This is a genomic window from Halosaccharopolyspora lacisalsi (assembly GCF_014137975.1).
GTDB lineage: Bacteria > Actinomycetota > Actinomycetes > Mycobacteriales > Pseudonocardiaceae > Halosaccharopolyspora > Halosaccharopolyspora lacisalsi.
In genome coordinates this window covers 386249-406147 of sequence record NZ_JACGWZ010000006.1, presented here as the reverse complement: position 1 = coordinate 406147, position 19899 = coordinate 386249, and the positions used below count along the sequence as shown (strand labels likewise).

At 68.2% G+C, this 19899-nt stretch carries 26 protein-coding genes; 7 read left to right on the top strand and 19 right to left on the bottom strand.

Annotated features, from left to right (window positions below; all coding sequences use genetic code 11):
* The first annotated feature begins 37 nt into the window (after positions 1 to 37).
* Both FHX42_RS20805 and FHX42_RS20800 read left to right on the top strand, forming a co-directional pair.
* Positions 38 to 757, top strand: coding sequence for a TIGR03089 family protein (locus FHX42_RS20805; protein WP_182546095.1), 720 nt, complete (start codon positions 38 to 40; stop codon positions 755 to 757).
* 49 nt (positions 758 to 806) lie between these two features.
* Positions 807 to 1589, top strand: coding sequence for a thioesterase family protein (locus FHX42_RS20800; RefSeq protein ID WP_182546094.1), 783 nt, complete (start codon positions 807 to 809; stop codon positions 1587 to 1589).
* Here the strand turns inward: FHX42_RS20800 and FHX42_RS20795 are convergent.
* The 6 genes from FHX42_RS20795 to FHX42_RS27910 form a co-directional block, all read right to left on the bottom strand.
* Positions 1573 to 1866 (bottom strand): type II toxin-antitoxin system RelE family toxin, encoded by a 294-nt coding sequence (locus tag FHX42_RS20795; RefSeq protein WP_182546093.1) that lies wholly within the window; start codon positions 1864 to 1866, stop codon positions 1573 to 1575. The two genes, FHX42_RS20800 and FHX42_RS20795, sit on opposite strands and share 17 nt — an antisense overlap.
* Entirely contained in the window at positions 1863 to 2015 is a 153-nt protein-coding gene (locus tag FHX42_RS20790; RefSeq protein WP_182546092.1) for a type II toxin-antitoxin system Phd/YefM family antitoxin, read from the bottom strand. Before FHX42_RS20790 ends, FHX42_RS20795 begins: the two co-directional genes overlap by 4 nt.
* Positions 2016 to 2187: 172 nt before the next feature.
* A complete protein-coding gene (locus tag FHX42_RS20785; RefSeq protein ID WP_182546091.1) occupies positions 2188 to 2910 on the bottom strand; it encodes a hypothetical protein in 723 nt (240 codons plus the stop codon).
* Between the two features lie 242 nt (positions 2911 to 3152).
* On the bottom strand, positions 3153 to 3641 hold the full coding sequence (gene purE / locus FHX42_RS20780) for a 5-(carboxyamino)imidazole ribonucleotide mutase (protein WP_182546154.1): 489 nt from the start codon (positions 3639 to 3641) through the stop codon (positions 3153 to 3155).
* Positions 3642 to 3750: 109 nt separating this feature from the next.
* Positions 3751 to 3948 (bottom strand): Imm1 family immunity protein, encoded by a 198-nt coding sequence (locus tag FHX42_RS27915; RefSeq protein WP_182546090.1) that lies wholly within the window; start codon positions 3946 to 3948, stop codon positions 3751 to 3753.
* Between the two features lie 341 nt (positions 3949 to 4289).
* On the bottom strand, positions 4290 to 4730 hold the full coding sequence (locus FHX42_RS27910) for a DddA-like double-stranded DNA deaminase toxin (protein ID WP_182546089.1): 441 nt from the start codon (positions 4728 to 4730) through the stop codon (positions 4290 to 4292).
* A gap of 650 nt (positions 4731 to 5380) precedes the next feature.
* Here FHX42_RS27910 and FHX42_RS20765 point away from each other — a divergent pair.
* Entirely contained in the window at positions 5381 to 6571 is a 1191-nt protein-coding gene (locus FHX42_RS20765) for a glycosyltransferase 87 family protein (RefSeq protein ID WP_182546088.1), read from the top strand.
* Here the strand turns inward: FHX42_RS20765 and FHX42_RS20760 are convergent.
* Positions 6522 to 6731: a DUF397 domain-containing protein gene (locus FHX42_RS20760; RefSeq protein WP_220480610.1), complete on the bottom strand. Its 210-nt coding sequence runs from the start codon at positions 6729 to 6731 to the stop codon at positions 6522 to 6524. The genes FHX42_RS20765 and FHX42_RS20760 overlap by 50 nt on opposite strands.
* A gap of 2 nt (positions 6732 to 6733) precedes the next feature.
* Positions 6734 to 7597, bottom strand: a complete 864-nt coding sequence (locus FHX42_RS20755) for a helix-turn-helix domain-containing protein (protein WP_182546086.1) — start codon at positions 7595 to 7597, stop codon at positions 6734 to 6736.
* A gap of 153 nt (positions 7598 to 7750) precedes the next feature.
* Here FHX42_RS20755 and FHX42_RS20750 point away from each other — a divergent pair, with 153 nt between their 5' ends.
* Positions 7751 to 7951, top strand: a complete 201-nt coding sequence (locus FHX42_RS20750; protein WP_235987593.1) for a hypothetical protein — start codon at positions 7751 to 7753, stop codon at positions 7949 to 7951.
* Positions 7952 to 8050: 99 nt separating this feature from the next.
* Here the strand turns inward: FHX42_RS20750 and FHX42_RS20745 are convergent, their stop codons facing one another.
* Positions 8051 to 9235 (bottom strand): 5-(carboxyamino)imidazole ribonucleotide synthase, encoded by a 1185-nt coding sequence (locus FHX42_RS20745; protein ID WP_182546085.1) that lies wholly within the window; start codon positions 9233 to 9235, stop codon positions 8051 to 8053.
* Positions 9236 to 9482: 247 nt separating this feature from the next.
* On the opposite strand from FHX42_RS20745, the gene FHX42_RS20740 reads away from it, so the two are divergent.
* Entirely contained in the window at positions 9483 to 10028 is a 546-nt protein-coding gene (locus FHX42_RS20740; protein ID WP_182546084.1) for a GtrA family protein, read from the top strand.
* A 23-nt stretch (positions 10029 to 10051) separates the two neighbouring features.
* Here FHX42_RS20740 and FHX42_RS20735 read toward each other — a convergent pair whose 3' ends face one another.
* Positions 10052 to 11326 carry an ATP-binding protein gene (locus tag FHX42_RS20735; RefSeq protein ID WP_182546083.1) on the bottom strand — a complete coding sequence of 425 codons (1275 nt, stop codon included), beginning with the start codon at positions 11324 to 11326 and terminating at the stop codon, positions 10052 to 10054.
* Between the two features lie 49 nt (positions 11327 to 11375).
* Positions 11376 to 12050, bottom strand: a complete 675-nt coding sequence (locus FHX42_RS20730; protein ID WP_182546082.1) for a response regulator transcription factor — start codon at positions 12048 to 12050, stop codon at positions 11376 to 11378.
* 162 nt (positions 12051 to 12212) lie between these two features.
* Between FHX42_RS20730 and hisN the strand changes: the two genes are divergently transcribed.
* Positions 12213 to 12989: a histidinol-phosphatase gene (gene hisN / locus FHX42_RS20725; RefSeq protein ID WP_328796524.1), complete on the top strand. Its 777-nt coding sequence runs from the start codon at positions 12213 to 12215 to the stop codon at positions 12987 to 12989.
* Between the two features lie 5 nt (positions 12990 to 12994).
* On the opposite strand, the gene FHX42_RS20720 is transcribed toward hisN, so the two are convergent.
* The 4 genes from FHX42_RS20720 to FHX42_RS20705 are packed head-to-tail and all read right to left on the bottom strand — an operon-like array spanning position 12995 to position 16135.
* Positions 12995 to 13297: a hypothetical protein gene (locus FHX42_RS20720; RefSeq protein ID WP_182546080.1), complete on the bottom strand. Its 303-nt coding sequence runs from the start codon at positions 13295 to 13297 to the stop codon at positions 12995 to 12997.
* Positions 13294 to 15348 carry a glycohydrolase toxin TNT-related protein gene (locus tag FHX42_RS20715; RefSeq protein ID WP_182546079.1) on the bottom strand — a complete coding sequence of 685 codons (2055 nt, stop codon included), beginning with the start codon at positions 15346 to 15348 and terminating at the stop codon, positions 13294 to 13296. Before FHX42_RS20715 ends, FHX42_RS20720 begins: the two co-directional genes overlap by 4 nt.
* Entirely contained in the window at positions 15348 to 15656 is a 309-nt protein-coding gene (locus FHX42_RS20710; RefSeq protein WP_182546078.1) for a hypothetical protein, read from the bottom strand. Before FHX42_RS20710 ends, FHX42_RS20715 begins: the two co-directional genes overlap by 1 nt.
* Positions 15653 to 16135 (bottom strand): YbaB/EbfC family nucleoid-associated protein, encoded by a 483-nt coding sequence (locus tag FHX42_RS20705; RefSeq protein WP_182546077.1) that lies wholly within the window; start codon positions 16133 to 16135, stop codon positions 15653 to 15655. The genes FHX42_RS20710 and FHX42_RS20705 overlap by 4 nt, the downstream gene beginning before the upstream one ends.
* Before the next feature lie 145 nt (positions 16136 to 16280).
* On the opposite strand from FHX42_RS20705, the gene FHX42_RS20700 reads away from it, so the two are divergent.
* On the top strand, positions 16281 to 16724 hold the full coding sequence (locus FHX42_RS20700) for a MaoC/PaaZ C-terminal domain-containing protein (RefSeq protein WP_182546076.1): 444 nt from the start codon (positions 16281 to 16283) through the stop codon (positions 16722 to 16724).
* A gap of 2 nt (positions 16725 to 16726) precedes the next feature.
* Here FHX42_RS20700 and FHX42_RS20695 read toward each other — a convergent pair whose 3' ends face one another.
* The 4 genes from FHX42_RS20695 to FHX42_RS20680 all read right to left on the bottom strand — a co-directional run bounded on the left by FHX42_RS20695 (position 16727) and on the right by FHX42_RS20680 (position 19769).
* A complete protein-coding gene (locus FHX42_RS20695; RefSeq protein ID WP_182546075.1) occupies positions 16727 to 17395 on the bottom strand; it encodes an adenosylcobinamide amidohydrolase in 669 nt (222 codons plus the stop codon).
* Entirely contained in the window at positions 17392 to 18342 is a 951-nt protein-coding gene (locus FHX42_RS20690) for a hydroxymethylglutaryl-CoA lyase (RefSeq protein ID WP_182546074.1), read from the bottom strand. The genes FHX42_RS20695 and FHX42_RS20690 overlap by 4 nt, the downstream gene beginning before the upstream one ends.
* Complete coding sequence (locus FHX42_RS20685; protein ID WP_182546073.1) at positions 18342 to 18860, bottom strand: PH domain-containing protein; 519 nt, start codon at positions 18858 to 18860, stop codon at positions 18342 to 18344. The genes FHX42_RS20690 and FHX42_RS20685 overlap by 1 nt, the downstream gene beginning before the upstream one ends.
* Positions 18861 to 18932: 72 nt before the next feature.
* The gene (locus tag FHX42_RS20680; RefSeq protein WP_328796520.1) at positions 18933 to 19769 is read right to left on the bottom strand and encodes a biotin--[acetyl-CoA-carboxylase] ligase; all 837 of its coding nucleotides are present in this window, start codon (positions 19767 to 19769) and stop codon (positions 18933 to 18935) included.
* Between the last annotated feature and the right edge of the window lie 130 nt (positions 19770 to 19899).

Genomic DNA, 19899 nt, shown 5'->3' with positions numbered 1-19899 from the left:
GCGCGAGCGGGGAGTCGACGGACGTTAGCCTTTGCGCATGAGCATCACGCAGACACTACTCGCTCCGCTGCTGGCGAGCGGGTCGCCGCGGCCGCTGATCACGCATTACGACGACGCGGCGGGCACGCGCGTGGAGCTCTCCCGCGCCACCGTGGCCAACTGGGCGGCGAAGACGGCGAACTGGCTGGTCGACGAACTCGACGTCGAACCGGGTACACCGGTCTCGGTGTCCCTGCCCGCCCACTGGCAGACGGCGGGCATCCTGCTCGGAGCCTGGTGGTGCGGGGCGCACGTGACCGAGGACCCGCGGACGGCCGAGGCCGCCTTCGTCCCCGCGTCGTCCCTGGAAACCGGCCGGGAAGCCCGCACCGTGGTAGCCGTCGGTCTCGACGCCCTCGGAGGGTCGGCGACCGATCTTCCCGACGGAGTGCTGGACTACGCCTCGGAGGTCCGCGTGCACGGCGACGACTTCACTCCGCTGGCACCGATCCCCGGCAGCACTCCGGCCCTGCTGGACTCCAGCGTGGACGAATTGTCGTCCCGCGTGCGGGCGCGGACCGCCGAACTCGGGATCGGCAAGGACGACCGCGTGCTGTCCACCTTGGAATGGAGCCTCGACGGTGGTGTCGTCGACGGCCTGCTGATCGTGCTCTCGGCACAGGCCTCGTTGGTGCAGTGCACCAAGCCGGATCCCGAAAAACTGGGCAAACGACGCAACGACGAGCGCACCACCGTCGAACTCGGCGTCGAGAGCTGATCCGGCACCGATCTTCCCCAAAGTTACTACTACTGAGTAACATCGGGGCGTGTCGGAAACGCAGAGCCTGTTCCAGCCCGAGGGCGAGCTGTTCGTCCCCAACGAAGCCGCCGGTAACCCGTGGGGCGAGCTGACCGGTGGCGGTCCTGTCGCCGGACTGCTCGCCCGAGCCGCGGAGCAGGAGATCGACGGCCCCGACCTGCTCGTCGCACGGATGACCGTGGATCTGATGCGGCCCGTTCCCCGGCAGGCGGTGACGGTGAACTCGCGCACGCTGCGCGCGGGCAAGCGGTTGCAGGTCATCGAGGCGACCCTGTCCCTCGACGGCACCGAACTCGCCCGCGCGGTCGCCCAGGCGGTGCGCCGGTCGTCGCCCTCGGAACCCGTCGACGAACCGGGACTCCCCTTCGCCGGTCCCGACGACGTTCGGACCGGCTCGCTGCTGCCGCCCGGACTGGGACTGCGGTGGGGCGTGCACGACGTCGTGGAGGTCCGCTGGCTGGCCGATCAGACGAGCGAAGGCCCCAGCAAGGCGTGGATGCGGATGCCGGCACCGCTGCTCCCCGGGGACGCGATGAGTCCGCTGGTGCACACCGCGACGCTGGTCGACTGCATCAGCGCGGCCAGCCCGCTCGGCAAGATCTTCGGCCCGTGGATCAACACCGACATCACGCTCTACCTGCACCGCGAGCTCGAGGGCGAGTGGCTGGGCATGGAGATCGAGCGCGACTCCGAACCCACCGGTGTCGGCGTGGCCAGGGCGAAGCTGTTCGACCGGTACGGGCCGATCGGCGTCGCCAACGAGGCCGTCATCATCAACCAGCTCGGCTGAGGCGGGTCAGGCGGTAGGCATCACGACGGTGGTCAACACTCGTCACGAACACGACACGATGCTGCTCGTCGACCCTGTAGCGAACACGGTAATCCCCACGTCCGGCACGCCATTGCCCGACGAACGGCTCTTTCAGGGGAGCACCAACGCGGTGCGGGTTTTCCGCGAGGGGGCCTTCGATGAACTCGAGGACAGCAGCGGCAACCGGAATGGGCAGCTTCTCCGCGAGAGCGCGGCGGGCAGCACGCCCGACCTCGACCGCGTAACGATCGTTCACTCGTCGCCCTCACGAGCTCTGCGCTGCTCGAGGATCCCCTTCATGCCCTCGAGGTTGCGAGTCACATGGACATGGTCTCTCGTGCGCACCGTCGACTCGACGATCTCCGACAGGTGCGCCTTCGCTTCGGACAACGGCAAGGTAGTCATGGGCCGGAATTCCGGTCCGGAACCCACCAGGCGTGCTAGCTTCACTTCCCACAGGAGCGAAGCTGTTCGACCACCACGGCCCGATCGACGTCGCCAACGAGGCCGCCATCGCCAACCAGCTCGGCCGAGGGGTCCACGGCACCATGACTCAGCGCAACGGAGAGACCTCCCATCAGGGATGCTCGTCGAGCGGTAGCGTCTGCTCTTCGCATCGCGTCCCATTGAACCGCTCGTCCAGCACTGCGACCCGCTCGCGGAACTCGGTCATCTCGGGCATCAAAGCGAGCCGCCCGTCCCGAAGCACTTCCTCGATAATCCCGCGCACACTCGTATCGAGCTCGCCGATCCTGTCTCGACATCCGGCATCACAGCTGTTCACCAGGCGGTTCCACCAGAAAATCAACGCATCCGGCGAGTACTTGCGCGCTCCCGACTGCGCACGTCGCACCCATTCCTTGAAAAGTTCGCTCGTGCGCTCGTTCCTCTCCTTCCGCTTGGGAAAGACCTCGATGCTGATGCCGTACCCTTCGTAGTACTCCTTGGCGATCTCCTCGCAGCCGTAGCGCAACGGGTAGGCTTCCCACCAGGGAAAACTCGCCAATGGCAGCGCCGGATCCGACAGCATGACAGCCTTCAACCGTTTGTCCAGCACTTCGACCCTTTCCCGGAAGGCCGTCATTTCTGGCATGGCTGCGAGCTGCTCGTCGGCCAGCACCTCGAAGATACCGTGGCGCACCTGCAGGTCGAAGTGGTACTCGTGAACGTTGTCATCGTAACCGTCCTCGCACGCCTCGACGAGGTAGTTCCATTCGTGGAGCAGCTGGTCGGGCGACTGTTTCAACCACCCCGACTGGACCTGCTTCACCCACTGCTCGACCCCCTCACTCGCGTCCACTGCTCCACCCACTGCCCGACGTACGCCAAGTACGACCATTATCGCAGCCACGAAGAAAGTTCTGATCACGGAATTTTCCGAGGAGGCAACGATCCGGCTACGCCGACGAGACGCCGAATCGCACCACCACCGCCGTAGTCGCATCCGAGCTACCCTCACGATGAGGGATTGTGGTGACCAGTTTCGCGCGAAACTGCGCTCTTACAAAATATCGGTTTCGCGCGAAACCAACGCACAACGCGTCACTGCTCGGTGAGCCTGCCCTGCAAAGCCGCGTGCTTGTCCTCGACGAGGGATTCGAGCTGTCGCTGGAACGCGGCCATGCCGGTGCGCAGGCGCGCGCCCAGTTCACCGGAGTCGGCGGCCAGCGTCCGCACCGCGAGCAGACCCGCGTTGCGGGCGCCGCCGACGGAGACCGTGGCGACGGGGATCCCCCTGGGCATCTGCACGATCGACAGCAGCGAGTCCATCCCGTCGAGGTGCTCCAGCGGAACGGGGACGCCGATCACCGGGAGCACGGTGGCCGAAGCGACCATGCCGGGCAGGTGCGCGGCGCCTCCGGCACCGGCGATGATGACCCGGATACCCCGGTCGGCGGCCTCGCTCGCGTAGTCGAGCATCCGTTGCGGCGTGCGGTGCGCCGAGTACACGCCCACCTCGTAGGCGACGTCGAACTCGGTCAGCGCCTCACCGGCCGCCCGCATCACCGACCAGTCCGAGTCGCTGCCCATGACCACACCGACCAGCGGGCTCGCGTTGCCCTCCGTCACCTGCTGCCTCCCGAACTCCTACGGCGTCGAACTCGTCCGATCAGCCTAGAGGACGGGGCCTCCGGACCGCTCAGGCCGCGTGCCGGAACATCGCGCGGTACTGCGGGGAAGTAAGCAAGCTGTCATCACTCACTTCCGCCCGGAACAAGCACTCCGGACGATCACCGGTCCCTCGTCGACAGAACTCCCGCACCGCCGCTTCCACCTGCTCCAGTGGAATCGCGTGGCGCGGGTGGTACCAACGCGGGTACCCCGGATCACCGATCACTCCGGGTCCTCGGGGGGGGGGGAACTCGCGTCCAGCGATACCCACGCGCGGTCAGCAACCGGATCAGCACCTTGAGACGGCCACTCGTCAGTGACGAACCAACTCACGGCACCGAACCAGTGCACTGATTGGCCACGACCTGAAGGTAGTGGTGCGGGAACCAGTCGAAAGCCTCTTCGTCATGCTTGCCTTCCGCGAGCATGAGACAAGCATCCTCGCCCGGCTTCATATCCCGCCAAGATCCCCCGGAGCAAGATCGTGCATCACTGCGTGGATCAGAGACTCGACACGATCCGACGTCTCACCGTACCGATACTTTCCGTGGACGACGGCATTCAAGATCATGATGGGGCCACTCCCCTCAGCTCCCAGCGTAGCCCGCAAACACTGGACAGCACCGTCATCGACGAACCACGCGACAAGATCGCCCGAACCGCCCGCTGACACCCCGGGGGTGGCTCACAGACAACGTCCTTGTTGATCACTACTGTGAGGTGCTCGACCTGGTTCTCCCGCATCCACATCGCGTACTTCGTCTCGGCGTGGTCCGAGCTGGCGAAGCTGCCACTCGGGCTACCAGCGCTGGGAAACCGTGGAGTATCGCGCAAATGCTGGCTCACAGCTGCTGCGAGTCGGTCTCGTCCACTGCGTGCGGAGCCGACTTCGCTGCCGTGGACGTCGAAGCCGATGCCGGTGGTGACGTGGACACCCGCCTCCGGGGAGATCCGCCCGCCGACGTCGGTGAGCCACTCCTGGGCTGCCGAACTCCGGACGCACCTCACTCCGATCGACGTCGGAAGCGGACTCGCTCGCCGACCGACCGTCAAACCCCAGTGAGGCCAGGTAACGCTCGATCACGTCCCGGGCCACACCCGGGCGCTCGATTTCCCGCTCCAGGTCGAGCACGGTACGAGCCATGCCCTCGATGCCTTCGACCAATTCGGCGTCCTCGGTGCCGTAGGTCGCCTGGACGACGACGTCCCGCGCCGCACCGGACCGATCCCGTGCGAGCCCCACCGTGGTGGTAACCGCATCCAACGACTCCAGTACACCGCGCAGCCGGGTGACCAGCTGCTCCAACGCCGATCCGGGCACCACCGTCTCCTCTCGACCTCACGACCGAGAGGAGATCACCGAGCACCGACAGTTGCCGGATCAACGCACCCGATAACGAGGCACCGGCACCAGAGCGCGTTGTTCACGCACCAGCCCACTTCTCCCGGTGCCGGACAGGCGGACGGCAACGGAGCACCGTGCCGTAATCTGAACAACTCGCACGGCGACGCGCTGCACCCGGCCGTTGGCGCAGCGCATCGCCACAAGCGGCATTGACCTGGGTCGGCGCACGCGGTGAAGGACGGCAGTGCACGTTTCGGTGTCGGACGAGGAGAAAACCGGCCCTCCTCGGTGGTTGCGGTGGTTGTCACGACACATGACATCCGTTCTGGTGGTGTCGGTAGCGGTGTTTCTCGCGCCGTCGCTGCTGCAGTGGGCGTTCACGGGAAGGCTGGTCTTCGGCGACTTCCTCGACGTCACCGTGTACCGAGCCGGTGGTGCCGCGCTGCTGCACGGCGAACCGCTCTACGCAGCCAATCTCCCGGTCGGCACCGGGAGCTTTCCTTTCACCTACCCACCGTTCGCGGCCGTGGTGTTCGCGCCGATGGCATTCGTACCGGCGTGGCTGTGTCGGGCGCTGGTGATCCCCGTCCACATCGGATTGCTGACCGCCGTGGTCCGGAAATGCCTCCGGTGCATGGGACATCCGGACACCCGGCAACTGCGCCGGTCGTCAACCGCTCTCACCGCGATCGTGTTCCTGCTGGAACCGATCGCCTGGACCATGTGGCTCGGTCAGCTCAACCTGGTACTGCTGGCCCTCGTGCTGGTCGACCTCACCGCCGACCGGCGGTGGAGCGGTCTCGGCGTCGGCATAGCGACCGGACTCAAGCTCACCCCCGGGCTGTTCATCGTCTACCTGCTGTGCACACGGCGCTTCCGGGCGGCGGGAACGGCTATGGTCACGAGCGCGGTCACCATCGGACTCGGCTTCCTGAGCGCTCCCGGGGACTCCGCGCGCTACTGGGCGGGCACCTTTCTGGACAACACCCGCTTCGAAGCCACCGCCAGTCCGAGCAATCTGTCGATCAACGGCACGGTGGCCCGACTCATCGGTACCGGGGACGTCCAGCGCATCGGCTGGCTCGTACTCGCGATCGGCGTCACGATCATCGCGCTCACCACGGCCAGCAGAGCCCATGCCGATGGTCGAGTGCTGCTCGGCCTGACGCTGTGCGGGCTGACCTCGACAGCGGTCTCCCCCTTCTCCTGGAGTCACCACTGGGTCTGGATCGCACCGTTGGCGATCCTGGCCATCGCCCACGCGTCCGGGGCACTACTGGCGTGCCTGGCCGTCCTGACCTTCGCCTGGCCCGTGCACATCGTGCTCGGGCTGGACATGCACTTCCCCGTGCTCGGGATCAGCGCCCTGCCCCCGTGGCACGGGCTGGAGATCCTGTACGACAACGCCTACCTGATCGTCTTCGCCGGCGCACTCGTCGCGACCCACCGCGCACTCAGCGATCGGACAGCGACACCACGAACGCCCGCCACTGGTGGGATGTAAACGCCAGCACCGGACTCTCCTCGCCCAGCTTGCTGTCCCGCACCCCCGTCAGGCCAGGTGCCGACCCCACCTCGACGCAGGTGTTTTGTCCCTGTGACCGCGTCGACTTCCGCCAAGCACCTTCGCTGTGGAGTACGTCGCAAACGCTTCGCTGGTCCATCGTCATAGCTCCTCGGAAACCTCGAAGATCATCTCACGTGACTGTTCGGGACTGAGAGCCTGAACGCGCAGGCGCGCCAGCGAGTCCCGGTACTTCATGATCTCGGAAGGTTCCTCGTAGTAAACACCCGCGATGAGAGTTTGGAGATAGACCACACCAGGATCGGCAACCAGCTCCGCGGGAAAAGACAGGATCGTGAAAGTGCCGTCCATCCCGGGATGAGGACCTGACTCCTTCGGCAGTACCTGAATGTCAACACCGGGACGAGCAGCCAGCTCAAGCAACCTCTTCAGCTGGGTGCGCATCGTCTGCCCGGTACCAACACAGCGTCTGAGCGCTGCCTCATCCAGTACCGACCACACCTGTGGTGACTCCTGGCGCCGATCAAGGATCTCCTGACGTGCCAGTCGCAACTCGACTCGCCGCTTCACCGAGGCGTCGTCCAACGTGGGTTCACCACCCCGGACGATCGCTTCGGCATAGTCGGGTGTTTGCAAGATACCGGGGATGACGTTGGCGTCGTAGCTGTCGATCTGGACAGCAGAAGACTCCAGACCCAGGAACAACGAGAACCACTCCGGCGCCGTGTCCAGGAAGTCGCTCCACCAGTCACGCCCCTTCTTCGCCTGCTTGAGCAGCTCACGGAAGAACTCGACGCGCCCAGGATGCCCGTACCACGTGAGCAGGACTTCCAGGTCCGCCGCCGAGGGGAGGTTGCGCATCGTCTCGATGTGCCCGATCTGACTGGGCGCCTTACCCAGCCGCGCAGCAGCTTGCTGACGAGTCAGGCCGTTGGCCTCTCGCAGCTTGCGCAGCTCGAAAGCTATCCAGCGCTTGAGCACCGTGGGTGAGTTTGATGTGACCACCGATCAACCTTCCGAGCCAAGACGCCTCAGTCCGAAGTGAAGCATCCCATCAACGACCCCCTGTCACGCGGAAGAGCACACCTGGACTATTTCTCTACTTTGTAGTTCACTACATACTAGCTTTGTAAGTGACATCACAGCGAAGGAGTCGGGATGGACAGGGTGAGCATGGGGACGTGGATCGCGATCGACGCGGACCACATCCACTACAACGTCTGTCAGGACGAGGTGGAGTTCGAGGTCGGCGGGCGGGGTTCCGGTGCCGAACTCGTCGCCACCGAGGCCGGGCTGGTCAATCTCATCAGCCGGAGTACCGAAGCACTGGCCGCACTGCGAGCCGCACACGAGAGCTGACGGACACCGGACACCTCCGAGGTCGGCGTTCACCGGATGCTAAGCGGGCGAACGCCGATCTCTCATGCCCTCGGTGAAACCGGGTTCGGTGAACCGGCCTCAGTGAACCGAGTAGCCGTCGGACCATTCGCCGTGCGCCAACCAGTACGCAGCCAGCTGCGCCTCGTGCCGGACCTCGGCCATGTGGTCACCGAGCAGCGTCACGTGGCCGATCTTTCGGCCCGGCCGCTCGGCCTTGCCGTACAGGTGGGGCTTGGCGTGCGGGAAGCGCGCGAACAGGTGGTGCATCCGCTCGTCGACGCTCATCCTCGGTTCGGTCGGCGCGCCGAGCACGTTGGCCATCACCACCGCCGGAGCCGTCATGGTCGTGCTGCCCAGCGGGTAGTCCAGGACGGCGTGCAGGTGCTGCTCGAACTGGGAGGTCCGGGAGCCCTCGATCGTCCAGTGGCCGGAGTTGTGCGGGCGCATGGCCAGCTCGTTGACCACCAGCCCCTGCTCGGTCTCGAACAGCTCGACCGCGAGCACACCCACGACGCCGAGCTCCTCGGCGATCTTCAACGCCAGGTCCTGCGCCTGCTGCGTCAGCGCGTCGGAAGCCTCCGGCGCGGGCGCGAGCACCTGTACGCAGATGCCCTCGGACTGCACAGTCTCCACCAACGGCCACGCGCCGCCCTGCCCGAACGGCGATCGCGCGACCAGCGCGGCCAACTCGCGGCGTAGCGCCACCCGCTGCTCGACCATCAGCACGGCACCCGCCTCCAGCAGCTCGGTCACGGTCCGACGAGCACCCTCGGGCGTGTTCAGCACCCACACGCCCTTGCCGTCGTAACCACCTCGCGCGGTCTTGAGCACGCAGGGCCAGCCGTACCGGGCACCGAATTCGAGGGCGTCGGAAACCTCGTTGACCTCGGCGAAGGGCGGAACGGGCGCACCGAGCTCGGCCAGCTTGCGCCGCATCACGAGCTTGTCCTGGGCGTGCAGCAACGCGTCCGGACCCGGGTGCACCGCCACTCCGGCCGCCGCGAGCGCACGCAGGTGCTCAGCGGGCACGTGCTCGTGGTCGAAGGTGACCGCGTCACACCCCTGCGCGAACGTTGTCAGGGCCGACAGGTCGGTGTGGTGGCCGACCTCGACGGTCGGTGCCACGAGCGCGGCGGGATCGTCCGGCGAAGCGGCCAGCACCTTGAGCGACTGCCCGAGCGGGATCGCCGCCTGGTGGGTCATCCTGGCCAGCTGGCCACCACCGATCATGCCGACAACGGGAGTTCTGGTGCGATGGTCCACGGGATACACAGCCTAGTCGGTAGCCGGCGAGCGACGGATGCTGGGCAAGGCCCACGAGACCCGGGTGTCGGTCCCGGCACCCGAGCATGTCGCCTTCGGAACGTAACAATCGTCACACGGACGAGTGCTTTCTTCCCAACCGTGCATCACATCACCGCGGCCGTGCCTCTTAAAAGTATGCACGCACATCCACTCGGCGGCGATGACCGCAGGTCACCGATCCGGAAACACTCCGTAGACTCGACCCGTGTTCGTCGTCGACTCGGTGCTCACGCACCTGCCCCGGAGCTACCGCAAGGTCGCGATCAAGCACCGCGAACTGCTGAAGTTCGGACTGGTCGGCGCCACGACGTTCCTCATCGACACCACAGTCTTCTACCTGCTGAAGTGGACGGTCCTGGCTCCCAAACCGGTCACCGCGAAGGTCATCGCGGTGCTCGTGGCCACCATCGTGTCCTACGTCCTCAACCGGGAGTGGTCGTTTCGCGCTCGTGGCGGCCGGGAACGCCACCACGAAGCGGCCCTGTACTTCCTGGTCAGCGGCATCGCCGTGGCCCTCTACGCGGCACCGCTGTGGTTCTCGCGGTACGCGCTGCACCTGCAGATGCCCCACACCAGCCGGTTGGTGGAGGAAATCGCCGACTTCACCTCCGGTCAGGTCATCGGACTGCTGCTCGGCATGGCCTTCCGCTGGTGGGCGTTTCGCCGCTGGGTGTTCCCCGACGGGGACAAGCACGTCCGGAACAAGGGCAAGCAGGCGACCACCCGACCGAAACGAGTGGTGTCCCGCTGAAGCCCGCGTCCGGACGAGGGCGATCACCGCGGAGTGGAGTCGATCTTCCACGGTGGGCTGAGCACGTCGTCGGCACGTGCGACGGGCAGGAAGATCTCGAACATCGCGGGACGGGCCGAGCTCAGTTCCAGGCGCCCTCCGTCGGCCTCGACGAGAGCTCGGGCCAGCGCCAGCCCCACTCCGGTGGATCCCCCCGCCGAGAAACCCCGTTCGAAGACGTGGGGAACGAGCTCCTCGGGAACGCCCCCGCCGCTGTCGGTTACCTCGACGACGATGGTGCCGCTGCCCTGCCTGGCGGCGAGCGTGACCCCGCCCTCGCCGTGCCGCAGCGCGTTGTCCAGCAGTACCCCGATCGCTTCACGCAGCCGCGCGGGCGTGGCCCTGGCCAACAGGCCGTCCTCGATGCGCAGTCGCAGCGTACGTCCCTCGGAACGCAGCGGTTCCCGCCACTCGGCGGCCACTCGTCCCAGTTCCGCGGAAACGTCCAGGGGCTCGGCGTCCTTGGCCCTGGCCGCGGTCGCCGAGGCGAGCAGGTCGTCGAGCACCCTGGAAAGCTGTTCGGCCTGGTCCAGGGCCGCGGAGGCCTCTTCGGCGTCGTCGCCGCTCTCGGTCTCCGCCAGCGTCTCCAACCGCAACTGAAGCGCCGTCAACCGACTCCGCAACTGGTGGGAGACGTCACCGATGAGTTCCCGCTCGCGCTGGAGAAGATGGGACAGGGCGGCGCCGGAAGCGTCCAGCGCGTCGGCGACGCTGTCGAGCTCGGGGACGTCGTGCCGCGTGGGGTCCGGCCGGAAGTCGCCCGCACCGAGCCTGCTCGCCCGATCCGCCACGTGCCACAGCGGTCTGGCCAACCGGCGAGCGGTCAGCAGCGCCACGAACATGCCCGTCCCCGCCGAGACCACCACCAACAGCAGAACCCCACCCGTGGCCTGCAACTGCTGGGTGCGCACCGGGCCGCTCGGGACGGCCAGGGTCACGTTCCCGCCCCGCACCATGGGCACGCGCTCCACCAGCGGTGACGGGCCGGGATCCGTGCCGGAGACATAGGTGTGCTCCCGCAGCCGGACCTTCAGTCGAGCGTTGTCGGGAACCACGAGGCGCACCTCGGACAGATCGAGGGGGTGTCCCGAAGCGATCTGCTCGTCCAAGCGGGTGGCGATCTGCTGAGCACGCGTGGACAGGTCGCCGCGCGTGATGTCCTCGACCACTTTCAGCGCGGTGAAACCGAGGGGAAGCCCCAGCACGAACACCGTCACGGCCACCGCGAGCAAGGTCGACTGAAGAACACGTCTACGCATGAAGGAGTTCTCTCGGGTGGTGTGCGGGCGGCAGCGGAACCGGCACGGGTCAGTCGATGTTGAAACGGAAACCGACACCGCGCACCGTGGCGATGCGCTGTTCGTCGGCACGGCCGTTGGCGTCACCGAGTTTTCGACGTAGCCAGGAGATGTGCATGTCCAGTGTCTTGCTGCCCTTGCGAGCCGGTTCGGGCCAGATCTCTTCGAGGATCTCCTCCCGAGTGACGACCTGACCGGCGTGCTGCATCAGCACCCGCAACAGTTCGAACTCCTTGTTGGCCAGCTGCACCTCGTGCTCGTCCACCAGGACGCGCCGGGCGGTGAGTTCCAGCCGTACCCCGCACGCCTCCAGGGTCTCCGGGGAGCCACGCCGCAACAGGGCGCGGATACGGGCCATCAGCTCGGCCAGCCGGAACGGCTTGGCGACGTAGTCGTCGGCACCCGCGTCGAGTCCGACCACGAAGTCGACCTCGTCGGTACGGGCGGTGAGCATCAACACCGGAACACCGCGTCCCTGGTTGCGCAGGCGACGACAGACTTCCAACCCGTCCATGCCGGGCAACCCGAGATCCAGCACGAGCAGGTCGACGCCCCCCGAGGAGGCTTCCCGCAACGTCGAAGGACCTTCCTCCAGGACCTGGACCGCATAGCCCTCCCGCTGCAGAGCTCTCGACAACGGCACAGCGATGGCTGGGTCGTCCTCGGCCAGCAGCACCACACTCACGTCCCCCAGCCTAGAGGTCAAAACGTCCGGTGTTTCCGCTCCTACCGGATCGGCCGGTGAACCGACCGGCCACGTACGTCACCCGCGTCCCCGATGACTCGCTCCGAGGCGCGCTCCCGGCGGGCACCGACGCCGATCACGATCCGCTCTAGAGTTCGGGACGTGACGAACACCAATGATCTCGAACTCGCCCTTCTCCTGGCCGACCGTGCCGACGCGATCACCACCGCCCGGTTCCGCGCGCGGGACCTGGACGTCAGCAGCAAGCCCGATCGCACGCCGGTAACCGACGCCGACGTCGCCGTGGAGGACGCGATACGTTCCGTGCTCGCCGAGACCTGCCCGAACGACGTGGTCGCGGGTGAGGAGCGGGGAGGTTCCGTCGGTCGGGGGCGTTGCTGGGTGGTCGACCCGATCGACGGCACCAAGAACTTCCTGCGCGGCGTACCCGCGTGGGCGACGCTGATCGCCCTGGTCGAGGACGGCCGTCCCGTGGTCGGCGTGATCAGCGCTCCCGCGCTGAACCGACGTTGGTGGGCGGCCAGCGGCGCGGGTGCCTGGAGCGGCGACGACACCGAGCAGGGCAGGATCGGGGTCTCGGCCGTGCACGAGATATCCGATGCCTACGTGTCGACCACGAACCTCGTGGAGTGGAACCTGCACCACTCACGAGAGGCGTACCTGCGGCTGCTCGACGCGTGCTGGGAGAACCGGAGTTTCGGGGACTTCTGGCACCACTGCCTGGTCGCGGAGGGCGTGATCGACCTGGCCGCCGAACCCGTCGTCAACTCGTGGGACGTCGCCGCCGTGCAGGTGATCGTGGAGGAGGCCGGAGGCACCTTCACCGATCTGGACGGCAACGCTCGCTACGACGGCGGCAACGCCCTGTCCTCGAACGGCCACCTGCACACCACCGCGCTACGGCTGCTCGAACCGTAAGCACCTCAGCCCTGGGCAGGCGTTCCGCGCGGCGGGGTACTGCCGGTGTCCAGCGGGCCGACCACACCGCGCAGCGCCTGTGTCCAGGTAAGTCGACCGAACAGGTAGAAGCAGGCGACCTGTTCGCTGGAAAACCGCGCCCAGTCGTAGCGGTTCCCCTGCTCGCGCCAGAACACCTCCCACACGGGCTCACCCTGCTGATCGTCACGCAGCAGACACCAGGCGTCGTCGGCCTCGGTACCCACCGAGACCACCCCGCCGGGTACTCCCATCGCTTCGATCCAGCCGAGTACGGACTCGGTATTCACTGCGCCTCCTGCCTCGACTCCGCGGCGGCCACGTCGCTCGGAGCGTTCCCCGAGTCCGGGAGCGCCGTGGGAGTCGTCCCGATCCGCAGAGTCCGCGTTTCCGAGTCCCGTTCCCGCCGCGCGATGTCCTCGCCCGCCAATTCCACCAGATATCCCAGGGCGACCAGCTCGACCACCGGGTGCGTACTCCGATAGCGGGCACCTCCGCCGGGTTGGGCGAACCAGCTCGCGGTGATGGCCTGCCAGACCGGCAACGGCCGCATCACCCGGTACCGGCGGTAGTTCCGCTCCGCGTACTCAGGTGGCAGGCATCGGGCGGCGAAGGCGGTGGCCGATGCGGAAAGGACCCGTCCCCACGCGTCACCGAAGTGATCGACGACCGTGTCCTCGGCCAGCACGATCGGCTCCCCCCGCTCGACACCACCTTCGGGGAACCCCGAGAAGGCGGGCCAGACGTACTCGCCACCCCGCTCCTCCGAGGCCGGTCGACGGACGTAGCGGTGTTCCCACTCGACTTCGCTGAGGGCGTGATCCGCGCCGAGCGGGTCGTACCCGGCGAAGAGCTCTTCGGGAGCCCGCCCCGCGACGGGAGCTTCCCGCCCCGCCTCCGCGGCGCTCCGGCGCACCTCACCGGAGCGCACCCGCGTCAGCGCGTCGAAGCCCTCGATCAGGTCCGATCGCGGGTGGTCCTCAGGTGGGAAGCGCAGTCCCGCCTCGAGGTCGTCCGCGGAAGCCGACACCGACCACTGCCGGCTCGGGCGACTCGCGGCCACCGGCATGTGACCGATGGGGAACTGGTGCAGCACGAAAGCCACGACCGTGCTGTCGCGCTCGCTCTGACGCAGCGGGCGCTGGGGGGCTTCGACGTGCTGCGGAGGTGATGGTTGTTGTTGCGGGGGCGGCCCGGGCGTCAACGGAGTCCCCGGCCGGAACGCACCGCGCGGTGGAGCCGGACGAGGGCCCGGCGCGGCCGGAGGACCCGGTGCTGCCCCGGGCGGGCGTGCGCCCGTGGCAGGAGGAGGGCCGGGCGGACGAGCCGGGCGCGGGGCGACGGTGCCGCCGTCGGACGGATACTGCCAACCCCGCCCGTAGCCGGGTTGGGCCGGTGACGGCCCGCCAGTGGTCCCGGGAGCGGCCTGCGGAACGTTTCCCGCCGAGGCACCGGGCGCGGCCCACGCCTGGTGCACGGCGTGCGGAGCGGTGGTCGACGCCGAGTCCCGCGCGCCGGAGGTGTGCTGGGCATGACCGGCCACCGGTATCGGTCCGGTTCCGGACTCGGAGAAGCCAGAGGAGCGATTCGCGGCTCCCGCGACGGTCTCCGCCGACACCGGACCGGTGTGCTCCGCACCATCGCCGGGAAGCGCATCGACGGGAGGTCCGGCAGCCGGTGCCCCTTCCGGGCCGGTGAGGCCGTCGGAGCTCTCGGCACCGGACGTAACCGTCTGTTCGACCGAGGGCACGGATTCGGCGGGCGTCGCGGGGGAAACCGTCTCCGCGGTCCCGGTGTCACCGGGGCGCAGCGGAAGGGAGCCTTCCGGCTCCATCCGTACCCCGCTGTCGATGTCGACGGCCTCGGCCAGGGTCGCGTGTACCCCGGCCAGACTCGCCGACGTGCTTCGCAGCAGGGTCTCCACCCCGGCCAGCGCACGGGGATGCCCGGCGGCGGCCGCCTGTTCGGCGGCGTCGGTGTTCTTGGCCAGTGCCACCAGTTCCCGCACGATCCGCACCTTCGCCGCCCCGATCTGGTCGGCGGCGTGGTCGAGTCGGTCGGCGGAGGCGGTGCACTCCTCGACCGAGACCGGCAGGTCCCCGGACTCGGGCCCCACGAACCCGTTCCAGTGCTCACGCGCGGCTTCGGCCGCCGTGCCCTCGAAGGCACCGAGCGCGGCGCTCGCGGTGGCATCGGCGTCCCGGGCGAGCGCGTCGACGGACTTCGCGGTCTCGCGCCACATTCCGGCCGACCGGCGCATCGCGTCCTCGTCCGCCTCCGGCCAGTGCACGCCCACGCGCACCGCGAGATCCCGGAGTTCCGCGGGAAGTTCGATTCCCATCACCGATCGCTCCTCCCGATGTGCTCGGCGTTGGCCTCGTCCACCCCTCGGTAGGTTCGCGCGGCTTCGGCGAACTTCTCCCCCATCCCGGCCAACCTGCCGGGCAACGCGTCGAGCCGCTCCAGCGCCCGCTCGGCACGTGGCTGATGGGCGGCGGCGAAGCGCTCTCCGATCTCGTCGGTGCCCCAACAGCTTCCGCTCGAATCCGCACGCGCGTGCTCGGCGATGCGCCGAGCGCGGCGGGCGAGTTCGGTGAACTCCTCCGCCTGCCGGGACAGCCGATCGACATCACCGCGGAAGCCGGTCATGGGTGGCTCCGTTTCGCCGTACCGTCCTGCAACCAACCGCCTTCGGCCAGGGGCTCCTCGTCCTCGAGCTCCGTGGCTCCGACTCCATTGTCGTCTCGAGCGGCAACGGCCCGGTCTCGCGGGCATTCCGCGTCGAGATCCGCACGACCCTCGAGAACCGCCCGGGGATCGGTACCGGTGGGCAGGAAGGGGGAGAGCACGTCCCCGGCACGTTCGGTCACACCGGTGGCCGCCTGCGTGGCGAGTTCGACGATGGTCGCCGCCAGCTCCGCGGGGCGGTAGCGCTGGTAAGCGTCCTCGGCGATGGTCAGCTCGCACAGCCTGCCCTGGGAACCGACCGTGACGACCACCGCGCGGTCCCCGCTCCGGGCGCTCTCGCTGATCCCGTCGAGTTCCTGGTGCACCGTCGCGAGCCGTTCCCGACTGCTCCGGTAGTCGGCCAGCAATTCCTCGGTCCGAGCCCGATGATCGGTGGACATGGCATTCCCTCCGTACGGCCGCAAGCCCTCGGCCGGATTCGACGCGGGCGGCAATCCCTCCGTTCCTCCCGCAGGCTCCTTTCGAACCGGCACTGTGAATACTGTCTCACCGAAGCGGGCACCACGGGCTGCGAAAATCGCGGACATGGCCACGATCGCGTACGAGGATCTCACCCCCGGACTGGTGCTGGACCTGGGCAAGGTCGAGATCGAACGAGACGAGATGATCGAGTTCGCGCGGCGGTTCGATCCCCAACCCTTCCATCTCGACGAGCAGGCCGGCCGCGAGTCGGTGCTGGGTGGACTGTGCGCTTCCGGCTGGTACACGAGCTCACTGTGGATGCGCGCCTACTGCGACCACGTGCTGGCGGATTCGACGGCACAGGGCTCACCCGGCGGCAACGAACTCTCCTGGGCGGCTCCGGTGTTCCCCGAGGACGTGCTGCACTTCGGGTTGGAGGTCAACAGTCAGCGGCGCTCACGCAGCAAACCGAACCTGGGACTGGTCGACATCACCGGGACGGCCGATCGCGGCGCGGATCGCGTGATGCGGTTCACCTTCCTCGGGTTGTTCGGTACCCGCACGTAGCGCTAGGCGGCGGACTGGTGACGCGGGTCGTCCACCCGCAGCCCCGCGGTGACTCCGGCGTGAACCGTGCGGGCCAGTGCGGAGCCGACCCGCGAACGGGGGCCTCCGTAGGGTTCGGCGTCACCGTCGAGCGGACACAGCACCACGGTCGCGTCGGTGCAGGTACCCGTGCCCTCGACACCGGCCCGGACCAGCGCCTGTGCCTTGGCCTCCGCCACCGTGGCGACCGCGTTGACCAGCGCTCCCTCACTCAGCCGCACCGGGGACCAGCACACGGCGTTGATCGTTCCCGGCTCCTGGCCGGCGACGGCGACGGCCTCGTCACTGGCCCAGATCGGGTAGCCGACCCCGGTGGTGACGGTGGAGCGCACCCCGCTGTCGACGGTGGTGGTCTCGTGCCGGACGTCGACCGCCGTGAGCAGCCCGACTCCCGGCCCGGTCAGGTCGAGTTCCGCGCCCATCTCCGCCACGTGCGCCGCCGGATCGTCCCGGTCGTACCCGGATTTCACCGTGGCGTTGAGGACCCAGTTCCGCGGCCCGATGCCTCCGCCGTGCACGGCCGAGGACACCGCCAGCCAGGGACGATCACAGCGCCACACCAGTACCGGGTGGGATTCGACGGTGTGCAGTGCCGCCGCGACGTGCGGCGGGTGCGCTGCCTCCGGACTCACCGGGCAAGCGCCCTGACGACTCCCGAGGGACTGGGCCGTCCGAGCTGCCGCGCCATCCAGGCGCTGGTCTCGACCAGAGCCTCCAGGTCCACTCCGTGCTCGATGCCCATCCCCTCCAGCATCCACACCAGGTCCTCGGTCGCGAGGTTTCCCGTGGCCGAGCCGGCGTACGGGCAACCGCCCAGTCCGCCCGCCGATGCGTCCACGGTGGTGACACCGAGCCGGAGCGCGGCGCAGGTGTTGCTCAGCGCCTGACCGTAGGTGTCGTGGAAGTGCACCGCCAGGCGATCCACGGAAACACCCGCGGCGACGAAAGCCCGCAGCACCGCCTCCACCAGGCCCGGCGTGGCGACTCCGATGGTGTCCCCGAGGGACAACCGGCTACACCCCATGTCCAGCAGTCGCCGCCCCACCGACACGACCTGATCGATCGCGACCGGACCTTCCCACGGATCGCCGAAGACCATCGAGACGTAGCCGCGCACGCCCATGCCCTCCGACACCGCCCGTCCGACGACGGGCTCGAACATCTCGAACTGCTCGTCCAGTCCGCGGTTGAGGTTGCGACGGGCGAACGACTCGGTGGCGGACGCGAAGATCGCGATGTCGGTCACGCCGGAGTCCACGGCCCGGTCCAACCCGCGTGCGTTGGGCACCAGGACGGGATAGCGCGTTCCCGCGCGTCGGTCCAGCCCGTCGAGCACCTCGGTGGCGTCGGCCAGCTGCGGCACCCACTTCGGGTGCACGAAACTCGTCGTCTCCACCACCGGCAGTCCCGCATCGGCCAGCCGGTGCACGAACTCGAGCTTGACGGCCGAGGGGACGACCTCGTCCTCGTTCTGCAGTCCGTCCCTGGGGCCGACCTCCCAGATGGTCACTCGTTCCGGCAGCTCCCCCGGCTCCGGCGAGGGTGCTCGACTCGGCAGCCCGAGTTCCCGCTTCCCCATCAGCGCTCTCCCTCCCGGCGCGATTCCGTCCAGTCGGTGGCGCCGTCGATCTCGCGATACAGCAACGAGTGCACCTGCTCCACCCCGGGAATGTCGTCGAACTCCAGCGGTTCGTCGGCGGCGGACTCCACGATGAGGGTCCCGCTGCCGAGGATCCGGTCGACGATGCCGTGCCGGAAGCGGACGCTGTTGATCCGGGCCATCGGAATGTCCACTCCGCTCCGGGTGAACACGCCCTCGCGCACCATGAAGCGCTGCGTGGTCACGACGTAGTGCGTCGTCCGCCACCGGAACAGCGGGGCGAGGGTGAACCAGATGATCAGGAATCCGCCCACGACGCCGAGCGCGCTCCAGACGATCACCCGCCAGGACGTCGCCTCGGCGAGAGCGGCCAGGTACGTGCCGCCGCCGACCACGACGAGAAACACCAGGATCGGGAAGACGAGCATCTTCCAGTGCGGGTGGTGGTGCACCACCACGGACTCGTCCTCACCGAGCAACTCGTCGGGATAAGCCACCGGACCCTCCTCCGCCGTCGCAGGACATCGATCACGGTACCGGCCACACCCGCGGCGGGTCGGGCGCCGTGGTCACTCCGACGGGCGCAGGTGCTTCACGTCTCCCGCCGCCACCGGGGTGGAGGCACCGTCCGCCCCGCGCACCACCAGGCGACCCCCCGCGTCGATCCGCGCGGCGGTACCGGCCAGCGGATCGTCGTCACCGAAGTCCACCCGCACCTGCTCGCCGAGAGTGGCACACAACCGCTGGTAACGATCGAGCAGGTCGTTGCCGACCACGTCACCCCGGTGACTCCGCCACAGGTCGTCGATCCCGGCGAAGGAGGTGAGCAGCTCGGAGACGAACTCCGCACGATCCACCGAGGCCCCCTGCGCGGCCAGCGACGTGGGCGGGAGTCCCCCCTTGGGCTGCGGCAGCTCCTGCGGACCGTGGTGCACATTGACGCCGATCCCCAGCACGATCGCCATTCCCCCCGAGGTGTCCGCCCCCTCGGCGAGGATGCCCGCCGCCTTGCACCAGTGGGTTCCGGAACCGAGCAGCAGGTCGTTCGGCCATTTCAGTCCGGCGGGCAGCCCGGTGACGCTCTGTACCGTCTCGGCCAACGCCACACCGGCGATCAGCGGTAGCCACCCCAGCTCCGAACGCGGGATCTCCGAGGGCCTGAGCAGCACGCTCACGTGCAGTCCGTAGTAGCGCGGGGACACCCAGCTCCGCTGCAACCGGCCCCGGCCGGTCTGCTGCTCCTCGGCGATGAGCACCGTGCGGTCCCGCGCGGTGTCGGCGCGCTCGACCAGGTCGGTGTTGGTCGAGCCCGTCACGGTCACCACGTCCAGCGCGGAGTAGGGGCCGTTCTCGACCAGCCGGCTACGCAACCAGCCGGTGTCCAGGGGAGTCGGAATGGTGGTCACCCCGTCAGAGTACGAAACGACGTGGACCGGCCCGCGACGACCTGGGGTGCTGGTGACGAGAGGGAGGAGACCGTCGGCGCGGAAGGCCACCCCGGAGGAGTGAGGCAGCTCACCACCGTCAGCTGCGATC